This is a genomic window from Rhodococcus sp. 852002-51564_SCH6189132-a, assembly GCF_001665495.1.
GTDB classification, from domain to species: domain Bacteria; phylum Actinomycetota; class Actinomycetes; order Mycobacteriales; family Mycobacteriaceae; genus Rhodococcus; species Rhodococcus pyridinivorans.
On record NZ_LZMJ01000070.1, the window covers coordinates 194,802 to 212,338 of the forward strand.

Consider the following 17,537-nt stretch of genomic DNA (forward strand, 5'->3'; position numbering starts at 1 on the left):
GTTACCCGAACAGGGCAGGCAGGGTCCCTTCCCACACCTCGCGCAGCTCGGTCATGGGGATCGAGAACAGGCCCTGGATCTCGACGGAGTCGGATCCCTCGTCGACGACGCCGATGCGCACCCACGGCATGTTGCGTGCGGTGCACATGCCCGTGAAGCGCGATTCCTCGGTGCGCGGCACGGCCACGAGCACGCGGCCGGCCGATTCGGAGAACAACGTCACGAACGGATCGGCGCCCTCGGGGAGCAGCACGCGGCAGCCGGTCTCGCCCGCGAGTGCGGCCTCGACGACGGCCTGCGCGAGACCACCCTCGGACAGGTCGTGTGCGGCGGAGATCAGGCCGTCGCGCGAACCGGCGGTGAGGATCTCCGACAGCAGCCGCTCACGGTCGAGATCGACCTTCGGCGGGACACCACCGAGGTGGTCGTGTTCGACCTGCGCCCAGATGGAGCCGTCGAACTCGTCGCGGGTCTCGCCGAGCAGGATCAGCGTCTCGCCCGGCTCGAGGCCGACGCCGGTGGGGATGCGACGGTGCACATCGTCGATCACACCGAGCACCGCGACGACCGGGGTCGGCAGGATCGCGGTGGCGCCGGTCTGGTTGTAGAAGCTGACGTTGCCACCGGTGACGGGGATGCCGAGCTTCGCGCAGCCGTCCGCGAGGCCGCGCACGGCCTGCTGGAACTGCCACATCACGCCGGGGTCCTCGGGCGAACCGAAGTTCAGGCAGTTCGAGACGGCCTTCGGCGTCGAACCGGTGACGGCGACGTTGCGGTAGGCCTCGGCGAGGGCGAGCTGGGCGCCCGTGTACGGATCGAGCTGCGTGTAGCGGCCCGAAGCGTCGGTCGCGAGCGCGATGCCGCGGCCGGTCTCCTCGTCGATACGGACCACACCGGCGTCGGCGTTCTCGGCGAGCACCGTGTTGCCGCGCACGTAGCGGTCGTACTGCTCGGTGATCCACTTGCGGCTGCACAGCGCCGGCGACGCGAGCATCTTCAGCAGCGTCTCGCGCAGCTCGTCGGCGGTCTCCGGACGCTTCAGGCCGGCGGTGGTGTTCGCGATCAGCTCGTCCTGCGAGGCCGGGCGCTCGACGGGGCGCTCGTAGACCGGGCCCTCGTGCGCGACCGTACGCGGCGGCACGTCGACGACGGTCTCGCCGTGCCAGTCGATGACCAGGCGGTCGCCGTCGGTGACCTCACCGATGACGGTGGCCAGGACGTCCCACTTCTTGCAGACGTCCATGAAGGCGTCGACGTTGTCGGGCGTGACGACCGCGCACATGCGTTCCTGCGACTCCGAGGACAGCACCTCGGCCGGGGTCATGCCCTTCGCGCGCGTCGGGACACGCTCGAGGTCGATGTGCATGCCACCGTCGCCGGCGGCGGCGAGCTCGGAGGTCGCGCAGGACAGACCGGCACCGCCGAGGTCCTGGATGCCGACGACGAGCTTCTCGCGGTAGAGGTCGAGGCAGCACTCGATGAGCACCTTCTCGGTGAAGGGGTCGCCCACCTGCACGCTCGGGAGCTTCTTGGGGCGGCCGCCGGCGCTGTCGTCGAAGGTCTCGGAGGCGAGGACGGACACGCCGCCGATGCCGTCGAGGCCGGTGCGGGCACCGAACAGGATGACCTTGTTGCCCGTGCCGGAAGCGTGGGCGAGGTGCAGGTCCTCCACGCGCATCGCACCCGCGCACAGCGCGTTCACGAGCGGGTTGCCCTGGTAGGAGGCGTCGAAGACGGTCTCGCCACCGATGTTGGGCAGGCCCAGGGAGTTGCCGTAGCCGCCGACACCGCGCACGACACCGTCGACGACGCGACGGGTGTCGGGGTGATCGGCGGCGCCGAAGCGGAGCTGGTCCATCACGGCGATCGGGCGGGCGCCCATGGCCATGATGTCGCGGACGATGCCGCCCACGCCGGTCGCGGCGCCCTGGTACGGCTCGATGTAGGACGGGTGGTTGTGCGACTCGACCTTGAAGGTGACGGCCCAGCCGTCGCCGATGTCGACGACGCCGGCGTTCTCACCGATGCCCGCGAGCATCGACTCACGCATCTCGTCGGTGGTGGTCTCGCCGAAATAGCGCAGGTGCACCTTCGACGACTTGTACGAGCAGTGCTCGGACCACATCACCGAGTACATGGCGAGTTCGGCGTCGGTGGGGCGACGGCCCAGGATCTCCTTGATCCGGGTGTACTCGTCTTCCTTCAGACCCAGCTCCCGATAGGGCTGAGCGGCGTCGGGGGTTTCGGCGGCGTGGGAGACGGTATCCACGTGCGGTGACACTGGGCGTCGGGTCCCTTCACTCTGGGATCGAAAACGGCAGGCCGGGCGGGAACTGCCGCGGATCAGTCTATCGTTGTGCAGGCGCGACGGGGTTCACCGGTGCGGGCACGAACCCCGACGGTGTGACGGCCACCTCGGTGCCCAGCGCATCGAGGGTGACGGTGCCCGAGTGCTCCCCGTCGAATCGGTACCACCCGTCGACGAGCGTGAAGGTCGCGATCACCGGCGGTCCGCCGAGATCGACGATCCAGTACTGCGGGACGCCGGCCTCCGCGTATTCGGAGAACTTCGTGACGCGGTCGGTGCGGGCCGTGCCGTCGACGGTGACCTCCACGACCAGCTTCACCTCGGAGATCGGCGCCCGATCGGGATCGGCGTCGACGAGGGAGCGTCCCACGACGATCACGTCGGGGCACCGCACCGTCAGCGGCTTCTCCGCGACCAGCACCTCGACGCCTCCGAGCGCGCACCATTCGTCGGGCAGCTTCTCGTCGAGGAGCAACGCCAGGGTCACCGCGGCATGATCGTGCGCCGCCCCCGGCGCGGGCGCGGCGAGGAGCACGCCCTCGCACACCTCCACATGGTGCCCGTCGGATTCGGGCAGGGCCGCCCACTCGTCGAGGGACAGCAGATGATCGGGGTAGGACGGGACGTCCACTGCATTCCCCCGTTCTCTCCGACCGGACACGACCGTCTTCAGTGTGTCACCGGCGGGTGCTTCGGGGCGGGCGAACGCGGTCACGATGCCGGGGTCAGGAAAGCGGTCAGGGCCTGCGCATAGCTCGCCACGTCGTCCGCGCCCATGAACTCGCGCGCCGAGTGCATGGCGAGCTGCGGAGCGCCGACGTCGACGGTCGTGATGCCGGTCCTCGACGCGGTGATCGGGCCGATCGTCGAGCCGCACGGCAGGTCGGCGCGGTGCACGTACCGCTGCAGCGGGACCCCCGCCTGCTCGCAGGCCAGCGCGAAGGCTCCGGCACCGGTCGCGTCGCTCGCGTAGCGCAGGTTCTGGTTCACCTTCAGGACCGGTCCGCCGTTGACCGCGATGCGGTGGGCGGGTTCGTGCCGCTCGGGGTAGTTGGGGTGCGTGGCGTGCGCCATGTCGCCGGACGCGACGATCGAGCCGGCGCGGGCGCGGAGGAACTCCTCTCGGCCGCCACCCCGGAGCAGGACGATCCGTTCGAGGACGGTGTCGAGCAGTTCCGAGAAGGCGCCGCGGTCGGACATGCTGCCGACCTCCTCGTGGTCGAACAGGGCGAGGAGCGGCATCGGGCCACCGTGCGCTGCGACGTGTTCCGCGGCGGCGAGAAGGGCGTGCAGTCCGGCGTAGCAGGTGCCCTGGTTGTCGAGACGCGGTGCGCTGACCAGGTCGCGGCCCGGCCCGACGACCGCGCTCGGTGCGAGGTCGTGGGTCATCAGTTCCCAGCCGAGCACCGCGCCCGGGTCGATTCCGTGCTGCTCGGCGACCCACGCGATGAACGAGCGCGGTTCGGTGCCGACTCCCCAGACGCCGTTGACGTGGCGCTGCGGGTCGAGCTGGACGCCCTTGCGGTCCTCGGACAGGTGGATGGCGAGCTGCGGGACACGCAGGACCGGCGCGTCGACTCGGACGAGGACGTCCTCGGTCGTCTCCGCCGCGCGCACGGTGAAGCGGCCGGAGATGCCGAGGTCGCGGTCGAGCCACGAGTTGAGCCACGCACCGCCGTACGGTTCGAGTCCCACCATCCGCCAGCCCGCCGATGTGAGGTCGGGATGCTGCTTGACGCGCAGGTTGGGGCTGTCGGTGTGCCCGCCGACGATGCGGAAGGGTGCGGCCGGATCGTCGGCGACACCCTCGGTGCTCCATGCGATCAGCGACCCGCCGCGTATCAGGAAGAAGCGTCCCGGTTCGGAGGGCCAGGCCTGCTGCTCGTGCAGTTCGACGAAGCCCGCCTCGGTCAGCGCCGCGGCGACGGTGGCGCAGACGTGGAACGGCGACGGCGACAGGTCGACGAAATTACAGAGACCCCGAGCATCAGCACGCGTGGAAGACATGACTGCATCTTCGCATCACGGACAGCGGGAGCGCCGACCGAAAGCGCCGGCCCGCTCTCCTCGTACCGAGTGTCAGTGCCCCTCGGCGACGCAGAACAGGTTGCCCTCGGGGTCGGCGAGCGTCACCCAGCGGAAGTCGTCGCCCATGTCCTCACGGTGGACCTCCTTCGCGCCGGCCTGCACGAAGCGCTCGACCTCGGCGTCGAGGTCGGGGGCGGCGAGATCGAGGTGCACGCGGTTCTTCCCGGGTGTCGGATCGGACACCTTCTGGAAGCCCAGCCTGATGCCCTGTGGCAGGGCGACGATGAAGAACCAGCCGTCGTTCTCCTGCTCGATGCGGCCGCCCGTACGCTCGGCCCACCATCTCGCGATCGGAGCCGGATCGGTCGTGTCGAAGGTGATCATCGCAATGGTCGCTGTCATGGCGCGACGGTACCGCCGGGGACCGACACGCAACGCCCGTCGACGGACAGGCCCGATTTGGGTAGTCCTACTCAGGACAGGACGATTCGGCTCCGGCAGACTGATCCGCGATGTCGCGCATGGGGGATGACGACGACATCGCGCCCGGGACTTGATCGGGGGGTCGAGCTCCGGGTTGTAGGGACGAGGGATTCCGCAGCCGATCGGGACGGTGGCGGGGTCCCTCGTTCCGTCTCTCCTGTTCCGGAACTTCGGTTCGAAGGATTCCTCGAGCCCGCCGGAACGAGCGACGCCCCCACGACCCGGGGGGCGATGGGGGCTTCGCCGGAAAATTCCGGTCAGGCGGTCACGCGTTGACGACCGCGTCCAGCACGCTGTAGAACATGCCGAGTCCGTCATCGCTGGGGCCGGTGAGCGCCTCGGTGGCGTGCTCGGGGTGCGGCATGAGACCGACGACCCGGCCGTTCGCCGACGAGATGCCGGCGATGCCGCGCTGCGAACCGTTCGGGTTGTCGCCCGCGAAGCGGAACACCACGCGACCTTCACCCTCGAGCTCGTCGAGCACCTTCTCCGATGCCTGGTAGCGGCCCTCACCCGACTTGAGCGGGATGAGGATCTCGGCGCCGGCCTCGTAGCGCGAGGTCCACGCGGTGGTGTTCGACTCGACCTTCAGCCACTCGTCGCGGCAGACGAAGTGCAGACCGGCGTTGCGGGTGAGCGCGCCGGGCAGCAGACCCGCCTCGCACAGCACCTGGAAGCCGTTGCAGATGCCGAGGACGGGCATGCCCTTCTGCGCGGCCTCGACGACCTTGCCCATCACCGGTGCGAACCGTGCGATGGCACCGCAGCGCAGGTAGTCGCCGTAGGAGAAGCCGCCGGGCACGATCACCGCGTCGACCCCCTTGAGATCGGCGTCTCCGTGCCACAGGCTCACGGCCTCACCACCGGCGAGCTTCACCGCGCGGGAGGCGTCGACGTCGTCGAGCGTGCCCGGGAAGGTGATGACTCCGATGCGTGCGCTCATGCGTCACCGTCGATCCGCCGGATGGCCCAGTCCTCGATCACCGTGTTGGCGAGCAACGACTCGGCGATCTTCTCGAGCTCCTCGTCGCCGACGCTGCCGTCGACTTCGAGCTCGAAACGCTTACCCTGACGGACGTCGGTCACGCCCGCGAAGCCCAGCCGCGACAGCGCCCCGGTGATGGCCTGACCCTGGGGGTCGAGAATCTCGGCTTTGGGCATGACTTCGACGACGACACGCGCCACGTGCTGCTCCTCGGTAGTAGTGCTGGCGCCCGGGGACGGACACCGGACATCCAGCAGTTTACCGGCCGTGGCCACCGGGAAGGGCATCGGCCGAGGTCCCGCTCGTGCGAGACCCGTCACCCCCGTTCAACGCCGCTCGGCAACAACGAGTTCGCGCACGCGGGGCGCGACCTCACCGGCGAAACGTTCGAGGTCGGACCGCGACCCGTCCGCGGTCTCCGCGAAGGTGCCGGAGATGTTGTAGAGCCGGCGGATCGCGGCGGGATCACGCCCGGCACGGTGCGCACCCTCGTCGACGCGGGCGCTCATCTCCCCCAGCTTCTCGGGCCCGGCGGCGAACGAACTCGGCAGCCATCCGCCGGCGAAGCGGCCGGTGACGTCGAGCATCCGCTTGCCGTAGGCGCCGAGCCAGATGCCGAGAGCGTGCGCGGGGAACGGGCCCCGCTTCGCGCCGGTCAGCGGGTAGTACGTGCCGTCGATCCCGGCCGCGCCCTTCTCGTCCGACCACAGAGCGCGGATCACTTCGATCGCCTCGATCAGTGCGTCGACCGCTTCGCCGGGGCTGCGATGCGGTCCAGGCGCTCTCCGACACCACGGCGAGGTCGACGACGCCCGCCGGATCGGCAGCGGACGGCGTGAGGAAGCTGCCGAAGCGGAGTTCCTGTCCGTGAGTCGGTCATCGGGCTCCTCCCGACGGCATACTCGACGACATGCAACTGACCCATTTCGGCCATTCCTGCATCCTCGTCGAACACCTCGGCGCGAAGCTCCTTTTCGACCCCGGAAATTTCTCCCACGGGTTCGAGGGCATCACCGGACTCGACGCGATCCTCGTGACCCACCAGCATCCCGACCACGCCGATACCACCCGGCTGCCCGCGCTCCTCGAGGCCAACCCCGGAGCGCAGTTGTTCTCCGACCCGCAGTCGGCGAACCTGCTCGACGGCGACTGGACCGCGGTGCGTCCCGGCGACGCCTTCTCGGTGGGTTCGCTGACCGTACGCGGCACCGGCGGACGGCACGCGGTGATCCACCCCGACATGCCCGTCATCGACAACACGGCCTTCCTCGTGGGCGACGACGAGAATCCGTCGCGGCTGCTGCACCCCGGCGACTCGCTGTACATCCCGCACGAGCGCGTCGACGTGCTGGCCCTGCCGTCGACCGCGCCGTGGCTCAAGATCTGGGAGGCGATCGACTACCTGCGCGCGGTGAATCCGCGGGTCGCCGTGCCGATCCACCAGGGCATCGTCAACGACAACGGTCGCGGCATCTTCTACGGCCGGTACAGCGAGATGGCGCCGGAGGGCACCGAATTCCGCGTGCTGCCGCACGAAGACGGCGTCGAGGTCTGACGCTGCGGAGCGCGAAACGGTCGTCGGCGCGGGATGTTTCGCGCTCCTACGACCGTTTCGCGCTCTGCTGTCCCAGTCGACGCCGACGGGAGGTTCAGCGGGCGGCGGCGCGACCCGCCGCCCGGCCCGAGAAGATGCATCCGCCGAGGAAGGTGCCCTCGAGCGACCGGTAGCCGTGGACGCCGCCACCACCGAAGCCGGCGACCTCACCGGCGGCGAAGAGGCCGTCGAAGACCGACCCGTCCGACCGCAGCACGCGCGACGACAGGTCGGTCTCGAGCCCGCCGAGCGTCTTGCGGGTGAGCAGGTGCAGCTTGACCGCGATGAGCGGTCCGGCCTTGGGGTCGAGGATCCGGTGCGGCGCCGCGATGCGGACGACGCGGTCGGGTGCGTAGGCCCGCGCCGAGCGCACCGCCGCGACCTGCAGGTCTTTGGTGTACTTGTTGTCCATCTCGCGGTCGCGGGCCTCGACCACCGAACGCACCTGCTCGTAGTCGAGCGGCGCCTCGGGGGTGAGTTCGTTCATGCCCGCCACGAGATCGGCGAGCGTGTCGCGGACGACGAAGTCGACACCGCGCTCCTTGAAGGCCTCGACCGGTCCGGGGGCACCCGATCTGACCCGCTGCAGCAGCAGGCGGAGGCTGCGCCCGGTCAGGTCGGGATTCTGCTCGGAGCCGGAGAGCCCGAATTCCTTCTCGATGATCTTCTGGTCGAGCACGAACCAAGTGTGGTCGTAGCCGGTGCTCACGATGTACTCGAGGGTGCCGAGCGTGTCGAAGCCGGGGAACAACGGCACCGGCAACCGCTTGCCGGTGGCGTCGAGCCACAGCGAGGACGGGCCGGGCAGGATGCGGATGCCGTGATCGGGCCACACCGGGTCGTAGTTGGTGATGCCCTCGGTGTAGTGCCACATGCGGTCGCGGTTGACGATGTTCCCGCCGGCCTTCTCGGTGATCTCGAGCATCCGGCCGTCGACGTGCGCGGGCACACCGCTGAGCATGTGCTTCGGCGGCTCCCCCATCCGCTTCGGCCAGTTCTTCTTCACGAGGTCGTAGTTGCCGCCGATACCGCCGGAGGTGACGATGACGGCTCCGGCGGAGAACTCGAAGTCCCCGACGACGGTGCGGGAGGACGCCACGCCGCGCGCCGCGTCGGCGGGCTCGAGGATCGCTCCGCGCACACCGGTGGCGGCGCCGTCGGTGACGACGAGTTCGTCGACCCGGTGGCGGTGCTTCAGCGTGACGAGACCGCGTTCGACGCCTTCGCGGAGCTTGCGCTCGAAGATCTCGACGAGGCCCGGACCGGTACCCCAGGTGATGTGGAATCGCGGGACCGAGTTGCCGTGCCCTGCAGCGTCGTATCCGCCGCGTTCGGCCCAGTTGACCATCGGGAAGATCTTCAGCCCGCGCTGCTTGAGCCAGGCGTGCTTCTCCCCCGCGGCGAACTCGACGTAGGCCTGGGCCCAGCGCCGCGGCCAGCGGTCCTCGATCTCGCGGTCGAAGCCGGCGGTCCCCATCCAGTCCTGCAAGGCGAGTTCGTAGGAATCCTTGATCCCGAGTCGTCGCTGTTCGGGACTGTCGACGAAGAACAACCCACCGAACGACCAGAAGGCCTGCCCACCAATGTTGTTCGAGTTCTCCTGATCGACCAGCAGAACCTTGCGACCGGCGTCGATCAGTTCACCGACCGCCACGAGCCCCGCGAGTCCCGCCCCCACCACGATCACGTCAGCATCCATGGCCGCCAACATTACCGAGCGGATGCGGCGACCGGGAGCACCGGCGGGCCAGGCGGGATCACGCCACGCGGCTGTTCGACGGACGCGGCCGCCAGGCGTGGACGGTCGGTTCGGCACCGTGGTGCAGCGCGAGGTCGACGGCGTCGAGGATCGCCTGCCGGGGTCCGGACTCGGCGAGCCGGGGAGCGGCGATCGCCAGACGCAGCAGCTCCCCGCGCCGCGCCGTCCGCGACGCGCCCATCACCATCGCGCGGCAGCGCCACACGTCCGACCCCGCACCGTCACCGAGCGCGTACAGCCGCGTCTTCGTCACGGTGCCCGCCACCAGATCGTGGATCCCCGCGTTGTCCGCCATCATCCGGAAACCGACCTGCGGAAGTGCTGTCACTGCGCCCGGCGACGCGCGCCATCGCGGTGGTGCGAACAGCCGGGTGCGCAGTCCGGTCTCCTCGAGCACACGGTCGGCGGCGAGCAGGCGCAACCGTGCTTCGTGCTCGGGCAGCGTCGCGAACTCGGCGCGACGTCGCTTCGTCGCCGCCTGGTCGTAACCGTGCAGCACGATCGCGTCGCCGCCCTCGCGTCGCTCGAGCAGCCACTCCTGCGTCGCCGGATCCCGCACGAGGCGGTAGTGGTCTTTCAGGCGGGGTGCGACGAACAGCGACAACGGCACTCCACGCGCGTCCGTTTCACGGGCGAAGGCGTCCACGAGGTCGCGCGTGACGTCCCGGATCCCCGACACCGACACGATCATCCGTCCGCTCATGCCCCCGAGCCTGCTGCACTCGGGTGAACGGCGTCCTGCCCGACCGGGAAGTCCGGATGAAGACTCGGGCCGGCGATCCGCATCCCGTTCATCGGGACAGTGTCGACGGCCACACGGAGCCGGGCATACCGTCCGGGCGTGGCAGTCCCGAACCAGACCTATACGCGCCTTCTCTCCCCCGGCACCATCGGGCCGATCACCCTGGAAAACCGCGTGGTGATGCCCGCCATGGACATGAACCTCTGCGAGGACGGGGAGATCGAGCAGGGCGACATCGATCATTTCGTCGCCCGCGCGGCCGGAGGCACCGGGCTGATCGTCACCGGATGCTGCGCGGTCGCCTATCCGGCGGGATGCACCAGCACGAAGGAACCCGGCCTGTCCGAGGACCGGTTCATCCCCGGCCTCCGCGCACTGACCGACGCCGTCCACGAGGCCGGCAGCAAACTGTGCGTGCAGATGGTGCACCACGGCAAGGTCGCCCGTATCGACACCCTGCAGGGCCGGCCGCAGCTCGTGCCGAGCATCCCGAAGCCGCCGAGCGACATGAGCGCCATGGCCGACTGCACGCCCGCGGAACTGCAGCGCATGGCATCGATCCAGGGTGGCGCGCAGGCCACCTACAACGAGGCCTCCGAGAGCGACATCGAATGGTTGATCCGGATGTTCGCCGAGGCCGCGGGCCGGGTCGCCGCCGCCGGAGCGGACGCCGTCGAGATCCACGCCGCCCACAACTACGTGCTCGGCGCCTTCCTCAGCCGCTACACGAACCAGCGCACCGACGGATACGGCGGGTCGCTGGAGAACCGGGCCCGGCTGACCTGCGAGGTGATCCGCGCGGTCAAGGCCGAGGTCGGCGACCGCCTCGCCGTCATCGTGCGGCTGGCAGGGCAGGAATACGGTGAGACGGACGGCCTGTCCGTCGAGGAATCCGCTGCTGCCGCAGTGCTGTTCGAGCAGGCCGGTGCCGATGCACTCCACGTCACTGGCACCGCGCTGAACGCGTTCGCGAATTTCACCGACGGCCCGTTGCCGGACAAGGTCGGCTACTACACCCACAACGCGGCGGTCATCAAGCGTGCGGTGTCGATCCCCGTCATCACCGTCGGCCGCATGCTGCCGGAGGTCAGCGAGCGAATGATCGCCGAGGGCGTCACCGACTTCGTCGCGATGGGACGTCAGTTGCTGGCCGATCCCGCGCTCGTCGCCAAGCTCAAGCAGGGCCGCAGCGAGCAGATCCGCCCGTGCATCAACTGCTATGTGTGCGTGCAGGAGAACTTCTGGGATGCCACGCCCATCTGTGCGGTCAATCCGGCGCTGGGCAACGAGACACTCGTGCCGTTCGTCCGCACTGCGGCGCCGAAGCACGTCGTCGTGGTGGGTGCCGGGCCGGGCGGCCTCGAGACTGCGCGGGTCGCCACCGAGCGCGGGCACCGCGTCACCGTCCTGGACAAGACCGACCGGCTGGGCGGGACCCTGTGGTTCTCGACCCTCACCACCCCCGACAACGAGCGGCTGCTGAAATGGCTGACGGCCGAGGTCACCCGCCTCGGCATCGACGTGCGGCTCGGCGCCGAGGCCACCTCCGCATCGATCCGCGCCCTGAAGCCGGACGTGGTGGTCGTCGCGACGGGCGCCGTGCGGGAACGTCCCACCGTGCCGGGCGGGGACTTGCCGCACGTGCACACCGGCGACAGCATGCGTGCGCTCATGACGGGTGCGGGCGACGTCTCCGATCAGTCCCCGGTGCTGCGGGTGATGGGCCGGGTGGGCAGGCTCGCCGGTATCACCACGAGCCCTCGGAGGATCCGTGATCTGAGCCGGCGGTTCCTGCGTTTCCTGCCGATGGCGAAGGACGTCGTCGTGATCGGCGGGTCGCTCGTCGGGCTCGAACTCGCGGAGTTCATGGCCGAGCGGGGAAGCCGGGTGACGCTGCTCGCCGAGGGGAAGCAGCTCGGGGTGCCGATGGCGATGCCGCGCCGGTGGACCGCCGTCAAGCACGCGCGCGAGGTCGGCCTCGAGGTGCATCGTGGTGCGACGGTTCAGCGCATCACCCCGAAGACGGTGGAGTTCACCGTGGGTGGCGAGACGAAATCGGTACGCGCCCGCATGGTCGTGGTCGCGTCCGGTGTGTCGGCGGCAGCACCGCTCGCCGACGAACTGGCCGGCTCGGACATCGATGTCCGCGTCGTCGGGGACGCGGGTCGGGTCGACTACATCGAGGGCGCCATCCACAGTGCCTGGAAGGTCGCGACCGAACTCTGAAAACAGGCAGGTGACGACCGATCTGTGAAACAGCGGGTGGCGGCCGGCTCGCGCACTCACGAACCGGTCGCCACCCGTCGGATCAGGCTTCCCGGTCACCCGGCGCCGCGAACCTGTCGCGGTGCACGGCCTCCTCGAGCTGGCGCCCCTTGCGCCAGCCGAACCGTTCGAGGTCGGGTATCTCCTGGAGCCGCGTGACCGGCCCGACACACAGCCACGCGATGGGACGCACGGGTGCGCTCACTCCGACGAAGTCGGCGAGGAAGTCCTCCTCGTAGAACGACACCCATCCCACGCCGAGACCCTCGGCGGTCGCGGCGAGCCACAGGTTCTGGATCGCCAGCACGGCCGAGAACAGGCCGGATTCGTCGATGGTGTGACGGCCGAGGATGTGCTTGCCGCCGCGTTCGGGGTCGTAGGTGACGACGACGCCGGTCCCCGATTCGACGATGCCTTCGATCTTGATGGGGTCGAAGGTGCTCTTCCGGTCCTCGGGGAGCGAGTCGGCGAACGCCTGCCGGCAACCGGCGACGTGCTCGGCGAACTCCTTCAGCCGCTGTTCGTCCTGTACGACGACGAAGTCCCAGGGCTGGGTGTTGCCGACACTGGGTGCGTGATGGGCGGCCCGCAGGATGCGCATCAGCGTGTCCTCGTCGAGCCGTTCCCCGCTGAATTCTGCACGGACGTCGCGACGCATGCGGATGATGTCGTACAGCGCGTCCCGCGCTTCTGTGCCGAACATGTCAGGCCGGCAGGATCTCTTCGAGGGCGTCGAGGATCTCGGGCGCATCCGGTTCCGTGCGGGGACGGAAGCGCGCGGCGACCGTGCCGTCGGGAGCGATGAGGAACTTCTCGAAGTTCCACTGGATGTCGCCGGCCTCGCCGGAGGCATCCGGGTGCTTGGTGAGCTCGGCGTAGAGCGGATGCCGGTTCTCGCCGTTGACCTCGATCTTCTCGAGCAGCGGGAAGGTCACGCCGTAGGTGGCGGAGCAGAACTCCTGGATCTCCTCCGGCGTTCCGGGCTCCTGACCCATGAACTGATTGCACGGCACGCCCACGACGAACAGTCCGCGGTCGCGGTATTCCTGCGCGAGCTTCTCGAGTGCCGTGTACTGCGGGGTCAGGCCGCACTTGGACGCGACGTTCACGACGAGTACCGCGTGGCCCTCGTACGAGCCGAGATTCGTGGGTTCACCCGAGAGGGTGTTGATCGGGATGTCCTGGAGAGGCGTGGTCATGCATCCAAACTATCGTGTGCCCGATCACTCCCCCGAACATCGGCGTGCTACATCTTCTCCCCCGGCAGCGCGGCGGCCTGTCTCACCCACTTCCGGACCTTCTCCTCGTCGAGGTCCTCGAGCCGGCGGATGTCGTGATAACGCCGCCGGCGCGTAGTCGCTACAGAAATAGCTGTCCGCTACGGAAAATTTCCGTAGCGGACAGCCATTGTCGTAGCGGATGCCGGATCAGACGGACACCTTCTCCAGCTTCGCCGGTTCGCGCTCGGGAGCGGGCTCGTGATCGTCGACCATCATGCTTTCGTCGAACGGCAGCCGTCCGCTGAGCACCTCGTCGACGCGGTCACGGTCCACCGACTTGGTCCACGTGCCGATGAGCAGGGTCGCGATGGCGTTGCCGGAGAAGTTGGTGACGGCACGCGCCTCGGACATGAACCGGTCGACACCGACGATCAGGCCGACACCGTCGAGCAGGTCGGGGCGGTGGCTCTGCAGACCGCCGGCCAGCGTCGCCAGACCGGCACCGGTGACCCCGGCCGCACCCTTCGAGGCGACGATCATGAACAGCAGGAGCGAGATCTGCTCACCCATGTTCAGGGGACTGCCCATCGCGTCGGACACGAACAGGGCGGCCATCGTCAGGTAGATCGCGGTGCCGTCCAGGTTGAACGAGTAACCGGTGGGCACGACCACGCCGACGGTGGTGCGCTGGACACCGAGGTGCTCCATCTTGGCGATCAGACGCGGCAGCGCGGACTCCGACGACGACGTCGCGAAGATGAGGAGGTACTCGCGGGCGAGGTACTTCACGAGCTTGAACACCGAGACACCGGAGACCGCTCGCAGCAACGATCCGAGAACACCGAAGACGAACACGACGCACGTGAGGTAGAAGGCGATCATCAGAACACCGAGCTGCAGGACCGCGCTCAGACCGGTCTGGCCGACGACGTTGGCGATGGCACCGAAGGCACCGATCGGGGCGAGCCACAGGATCATCGTCAGGATGCGGAAGACCAGCTTCTGCAGGTGGCCGATGCCCCGCAGGATCGGTTCACCCGACTTGCCGATGCCCTGGATGGCGAAGCCGACGAGCAGCGCCACGAACAGGGTCTGCAGGACGCTGCCCTCGGTCAGTGCGGACAACAGGGAGGTGGGGATGATCGACGCGATGAAGTCGACGGTGCCGCCGGCGGCATGCGCCTTCTCGGCGAGTTCGGCACCCGAGCCGGCGTTGGCCGGATCGAGGGTGAGCCCCGAGCCCGGGTCGAGCAGGTTGCCCACACCCAGGCCGATTGCGAGGGCCACGGTCGACATGCCCACGAAGTAGATCAGCGCGAGTCCACCGATCCGGCCGACGCTCGCCGCTGCCCGGACCGACCCGATGCCGAGCACGATGGTGCAGAAGATCACCGGGCTGATCATCATCTTGATCAGGTCGACGAACATGGTGCCGAGGACACCGAGCGACTTGCCCGTCTCGGGGGCCAGCCATCCGACGGCGATACCGGCGACGACGGCGATGATGACGCCGATGTACAGCCAGTGGGTACGGTCGCGGCGTTTCTCGCCCCGCACGGTTGTGGTGCTCATGGAGTGCCCTTCGATCATGCGCGGGCTCGTCGCGCGATGTTCACGGATAACGGGATGCGGTGACGCACCGGCGAGGACTCGGGAATCGACCGTGGTTCGGTCGGGTACTACGGGACCCTGGTAGGGCCGCTCCGCGCCCGGGTGGTGACCGGCATCACGTCCACATAAGGACATGGTGGTGGCCGGGTCGCCGCGGGAGAAGTTTGTGTACATAGTGTTCACGGGAGGTGAACGGTGAACCGTCGCCAGGCGAGACCGCCGATGAGCGTGGCGGGCCAGCTGCTCATCCTCCAGCTGGTGGTGTTCACGGTGATAGCGATCGTGGCGGGTGCGCTCATCGTCGTCGACGAACGCCGCGACGCCGACGAGGCCACGCGCCGCACCGTGACGGATATCGCAGTGACAGCCGCGCTCTTCCCGGAGGTCGCGGACGGGTTGCTCTCCCCCGATCCGACCGCAGCGCTCCAGCCCCGCGCCGAGCAGATCCACGAGGCGACAGGGGTGGACTTCGTCGTCGTCGTGGACCCCGAGGGCATCCGCGTGACACATCCGGTGCCGGAGCAGATCGGGTTGCCGTACACGGGCCACACCGATGAGGCCCGTTCGGGCACGCCGTTCACCGAGACGTACACGGGCAGCCTCGGATCGTCGATCCGCACCATCGCGCCGGTCTACGACGACGGCACGCTCGTCGGATTCGTGTCGGTCGGGGTGACACGGGAGAGGATCGCCGAGAACTTCGTGCGGAGCCTTCCGGGCATCGTCGGCCTGGTGGCGGCCGGGCTCGTGGTCACCGCGGCGGGCGGATACCTGATCGCGCGGCGCCTGCGCCGTCAGACCCTCGGGCTCGATCCCGACCAGCTGCGGCGCATGTACGAACACCACGACGCCGTCCTGCACTCGATCGGTGAAGGGCTGCTGGTGTTCGGTGGAGCACCCGGCGCCTCACCGCAGGTCGACGTCGTCAACGACGAGGCACGCCGCCTGCTCGGCCTTCCCCCGACCGGGCCGGTCCCCTTCGACGCCCTGCCCGAGACACTGCGCGAACTCGCAACCACCGGCGAGGCACGCGACGAGGTGCACCTGACGCGCGACCGCACCCTCGTCGTCAACAGCGACGCGGTGAACTGGAACGAGCGCCGCATCGGCACCGTCGTCACCCTCCGCGACCACACCGAGTTGCGCGGTGTCCTCGGTGAACTCGACTCGGTCCGCGGATTCGCCGAGTCGCTGCGGGCGCAGGCCCACGAGTCGGCGAACCGTCTGCACACCATCGTCACGATGGTCGAACTCGGCCGGACGGAGGACGCGGTCGCGTTCGCGACGCAGGAACTGGCGGTCTCCCAGCACCTGATCGACAGGTTGACAAGTGCCATCCACGAGCCGGCGCTGTCGGCGTTGCTGCTCGGCAAGATCGACGAGGCGGCCGAGCGAGGTGTGGAACTGACCGTCACCGACGACACGGAACTGGGCCCGGTTCCGTCCATCCCGGCGCGCGATATCGTCACCCTCGTCGGGAATCTCATCGACAACGCCATCGACGCCTCCCATGCGTCGGACGACCCATGGGTGGAGGTGACTGTGCGTCGGGACGATTCGTCGATGATCGTCGAGGTCGCCGACAGCGGGCCGGGGATGTCGCCGGAGGTGCTGGCCCAGGCCATGCAGCGCGGCTACTCAACCAAGTCCGAGCAGCGCGGCCTCGGACTCGCACTCGTCGCCCAGGTCGTGGCGCGTCACGGGGGAACTCTGCGCACCGAACCGTCGCTGGGTTCGATGATCGTCGCCGTGATCCCCTTGGAGAGCCGGTCGTGATCCGGGTGCTCGTCGTCGAGGACGAACCGCTCATCGCCGAGGCCCACCGCGAATACGTCGGGAGGGTGGACGGGTTCGAGGTGGTAGGTGTCGCGCACACGGGTAGCGACGCCGTGCGGGCGGTCGCGTCGGCTGCGCGGGTGGGCACACCGGTGGATCTGGTGCTGCTCGACATCGGGCTCCCCGACACGAGCGGCCTCGAAGTGGCTGCACGCCTGAGCGCCGGTCGTCCGAGTCCCGACATCATCGCCGTCACGTCGAACCGCGATCTGGAGGTCGTGCGGACGGCGGTCGCGCGGGGTGTGGTGCTGTATCTGCTCAAGCCGTTCACCTTCGCGGCACTGCAGGACAAGCTCGAACAGTACGTGGCCTACCGCTCGGCGTTGCGCGACGCCGAGACCGCGGCGGGCCAGCACGATATCGATCGCGCCATGTCGGCTCTGCGCGCGAGCAGTTCCCGTCCGTCCACACCCAAGGGCATCTCCCCCGACACGCTGTCGAAGATCACCGATTTCCTTCATCACGCCGACGGGCCGCGAACCGCTGCGGAAGTCGGATCGGCCGTGGGGGTCTCACGCGTGACGGCGTGGCGTTACCTCGAACGGCTCGCCGACGACGGAGCCGCGACCCGCATCACCGAGTACGGCCGCGCCGGCCGGCCTCAGGTCCGGTACGAACTGCGCAGGTGAGCGGTCTGCTATCGGCTACACAGTTCGTCATTCGCGTCGGCAATTGCTGCGGCGAATAGCGAGAACGCGAGCGGATA

Annotated in this window: 16 protein-coding genes; 4 read left to right on the forward strand and 12 right to left on the reverse strand. The window is 68.9% G+C overall.

Annotated elements, in window-relative coordinates; genetic code table 11:
* Position 1: 1 nt before the first annotated feature.
* From purL to A5767_RS17560, 7 genes are all read right to left on the reverse strand, one after another.
* Complete coding sequence (purL, locus tag A5767_RS17530) at positions 2-2,281, reverse strand: phosphoribosylformylglycinamidine synthase subunit PurL (RefSeq protein WP_064852798.1); 2,280 nt, start codon at positions 2,279-2,281, stop codon at positions 2-4.
* Between the two features lie 67 nt (positions 2,282-2,348).
* The gene (locus tag A5767_RS17535) at positions 2,349-2,939 is read right to left on the reverse strand and encodes a Uma2 family endonuclease (protein ID WP_006551820.1); all 591 of its coding nucleotides are present in this window, start codon (positions 2,937-2,939) and stop codon (positions 2,349-2,351) included.
* A gap of 80 nt (positions 2,940-3,019) precedes the next feature.
* On the reverse strand, positions 3,020-4,315 hold the full coding sequence (locus A5767_RS17540) for a M18 family aminopeptidase (protein ID WP_064852799.1): 1,296 nt from the start codon (positions 4,313-4,315) through the stop codon (positions 3,020-3,022).
* 72 nt (positions 4,316-4,387) lie between these two features.
* Complete coding sequence (locus A5767_RS17545) at positions 4,388-4,738, reverse strand: VOC family protein (RefSeq protein WP_024103006.1); 351 nt, start codon at positions 4,736-4,738, stop codon at positions 4,388-4,390.
* 346 nt (positions 4,739-5,084) lie between these two features.
* Positions 5,085-5,762: a phosphoribosylformylglycinamidine synthase subunit PurQ gene (gene purQ / locus A5767_RS17550; RefSeq protein ID WP_006551823.1), complete on the reverse strand. Its 678-nt coding sequence runs from the start codon at positions 5,760-5,762 to the stop codon at positions 5,085-5,087.
* Positions 5,759-6,004, reverse strand: coding sequence for a phosphoribosylformylglycinamidine synthase subunit PurS (gene purS / locus A5767_RS17555; protein ID WP_006551824.1), 246 nt, complete (start codon positions 6,002-6,004; stop codon positions 5,759-5,761). Before purS ends, purQ begins: the two co-directional genes overlap by 4 nt.
* Before the next feature lie 126 nt (positions 6,005-6,130).
* Entirely contained in the window at positions 6,131-6,526 is a 396-nt protein-coding gene (locus A5767_RS17560) for an LLM class flavin-dependent oxidoreductase (RefSeq protein WP_064852800.1), read from the reverse strand.
* Positions 6,527-6,714: 188 nt separating this feature from the next.
* Between A5767_RS17560 and A5767_RS17565 the strand changes: the two genes are divergently transcribed.
* Entirely contained in the window at positions 6,715-7,359 is a 645-nt protein-coding gene (locus A5767_RS17565) for an MBL fold metallo-hydrolase (RefSeq protein ID WP_064852801.1), read from the forward strand.
* A gap of 94 nt (positions 7,360-7,453) precedes the next feature.
* Here A5767_RS17565 and A5767_RS17570 read toward each other — a convergent pair whose 3' ends face one another.
* A complete protein-coding gene (locus A5767_RS17570; protein WP_064852802.1) occupies positions 7,454-9,097 on the reverse strand; it encodes an FAD-binding dehydrogenase in 1,644 nt (547 codons plus the stop codon).
* 58 nt (positions 9,098-9,155) lie between these two features.
* Positions 9,156-9,860 carry a DUF2334 domain-containing protein gene (locus A5767_RS17575; RefSeq protein WP_024103003.1) on the reverse strand — a complete coding sequence of 235 codons (705 nt, stop codon included), beginning with the start codon at positions 9,858-9,860 and terminating at the stop codon, positions 9,156-9,158.
* A 138-nt stretch (positions 9,861-9,998) separates the two neighbouring features.
* On the opposite strand from A5767_RS17575, the gene A5767_RS17580 reads away from it, so the two are divergent.
* On the forward strand, positions 9,999-12,125 hold the full coding sequence (locus tag A5767_RS17580) for an oxidoreductase (RefSeq protein WP_064852803.1): 2,127 nt from the start codon (positions 9,999-10,001) through the stop codon (positions 12,123-12,125).
* Between the two features lie 82 nt (positions 12,126-12,207).
* Here A5767_RS17580 and bluB read toward each other — a convergent pair whose 3' ends face one another.
* The 3 genes from bluB to A5767_RS17595 form a co-directional block, all read right to left on the reverse strand.
* Positions 12,208-12,867, reverse strand: a complete 660-nt coding sequence (gene bluB / locus A5767_RS17585) for a 5,6-dimethylbenzimidazole synthase (RefSeq protein ID WP_019290034.1) — start codon at positions 12,865-12,867, stop codon at positions 12,208-12,210.
* Position 12,868: 1 nt separating this feature from the next.
* Positions 12,869-13,363 (reverse strand): glutathione peroxidase, encoded by a 495-nt coding sequence (locus A5767_RS17590; protein ID WP_019290035.1) that lies wholly within the window; start codon positions 13,361-13,363, stop codon positions 12,869-12,871.
* Positions 13,364-13,591: 228 nt separating this feature from the next.
* On the reverse strand, positions 13,592-14,956 hold the full coding sequence (locus tag A5767_RS17595) for a cation:dicarboxylate symporter family transporter (RefSeq protein WP_033096838.1): 1,365 nt from the start codon (positions 14,954-14,956) through the stop codon (positions 13,592-13,594).
* Positions 14,957-15,217: 261 nt separating this feature from the next.
* On the opposite strand from A5767_RS17595, the gene A5767_RS17600 reads away from it, so the two are divergent.
* Positions 15,218-16,771 (forward strand): sensor histidine kinase, encoded by a 1,554-nt coding sequence (locus A5767_RS17600; protein WP_064852804.1) that lies wholly within the window; start codon positions 15,218-15,220, stop codon positions 16,769-16,771.
* On the forward strand, positions 16,768-17,460 hold the full coding sequence (locus tag A5767_RS17605; protein ID WP_064852805.1) for a response regulator: 693 nt from the start codon (positions 16,768-16,770) through the stop codon (positions 17,458-17,460). Before A5767_RS17600 ends, A5767_RS17605 begins: the two co-directional genes overlap by 4 nt.
* Positions 17,461-17,537 lie beyond the last annotated feature (77 nt).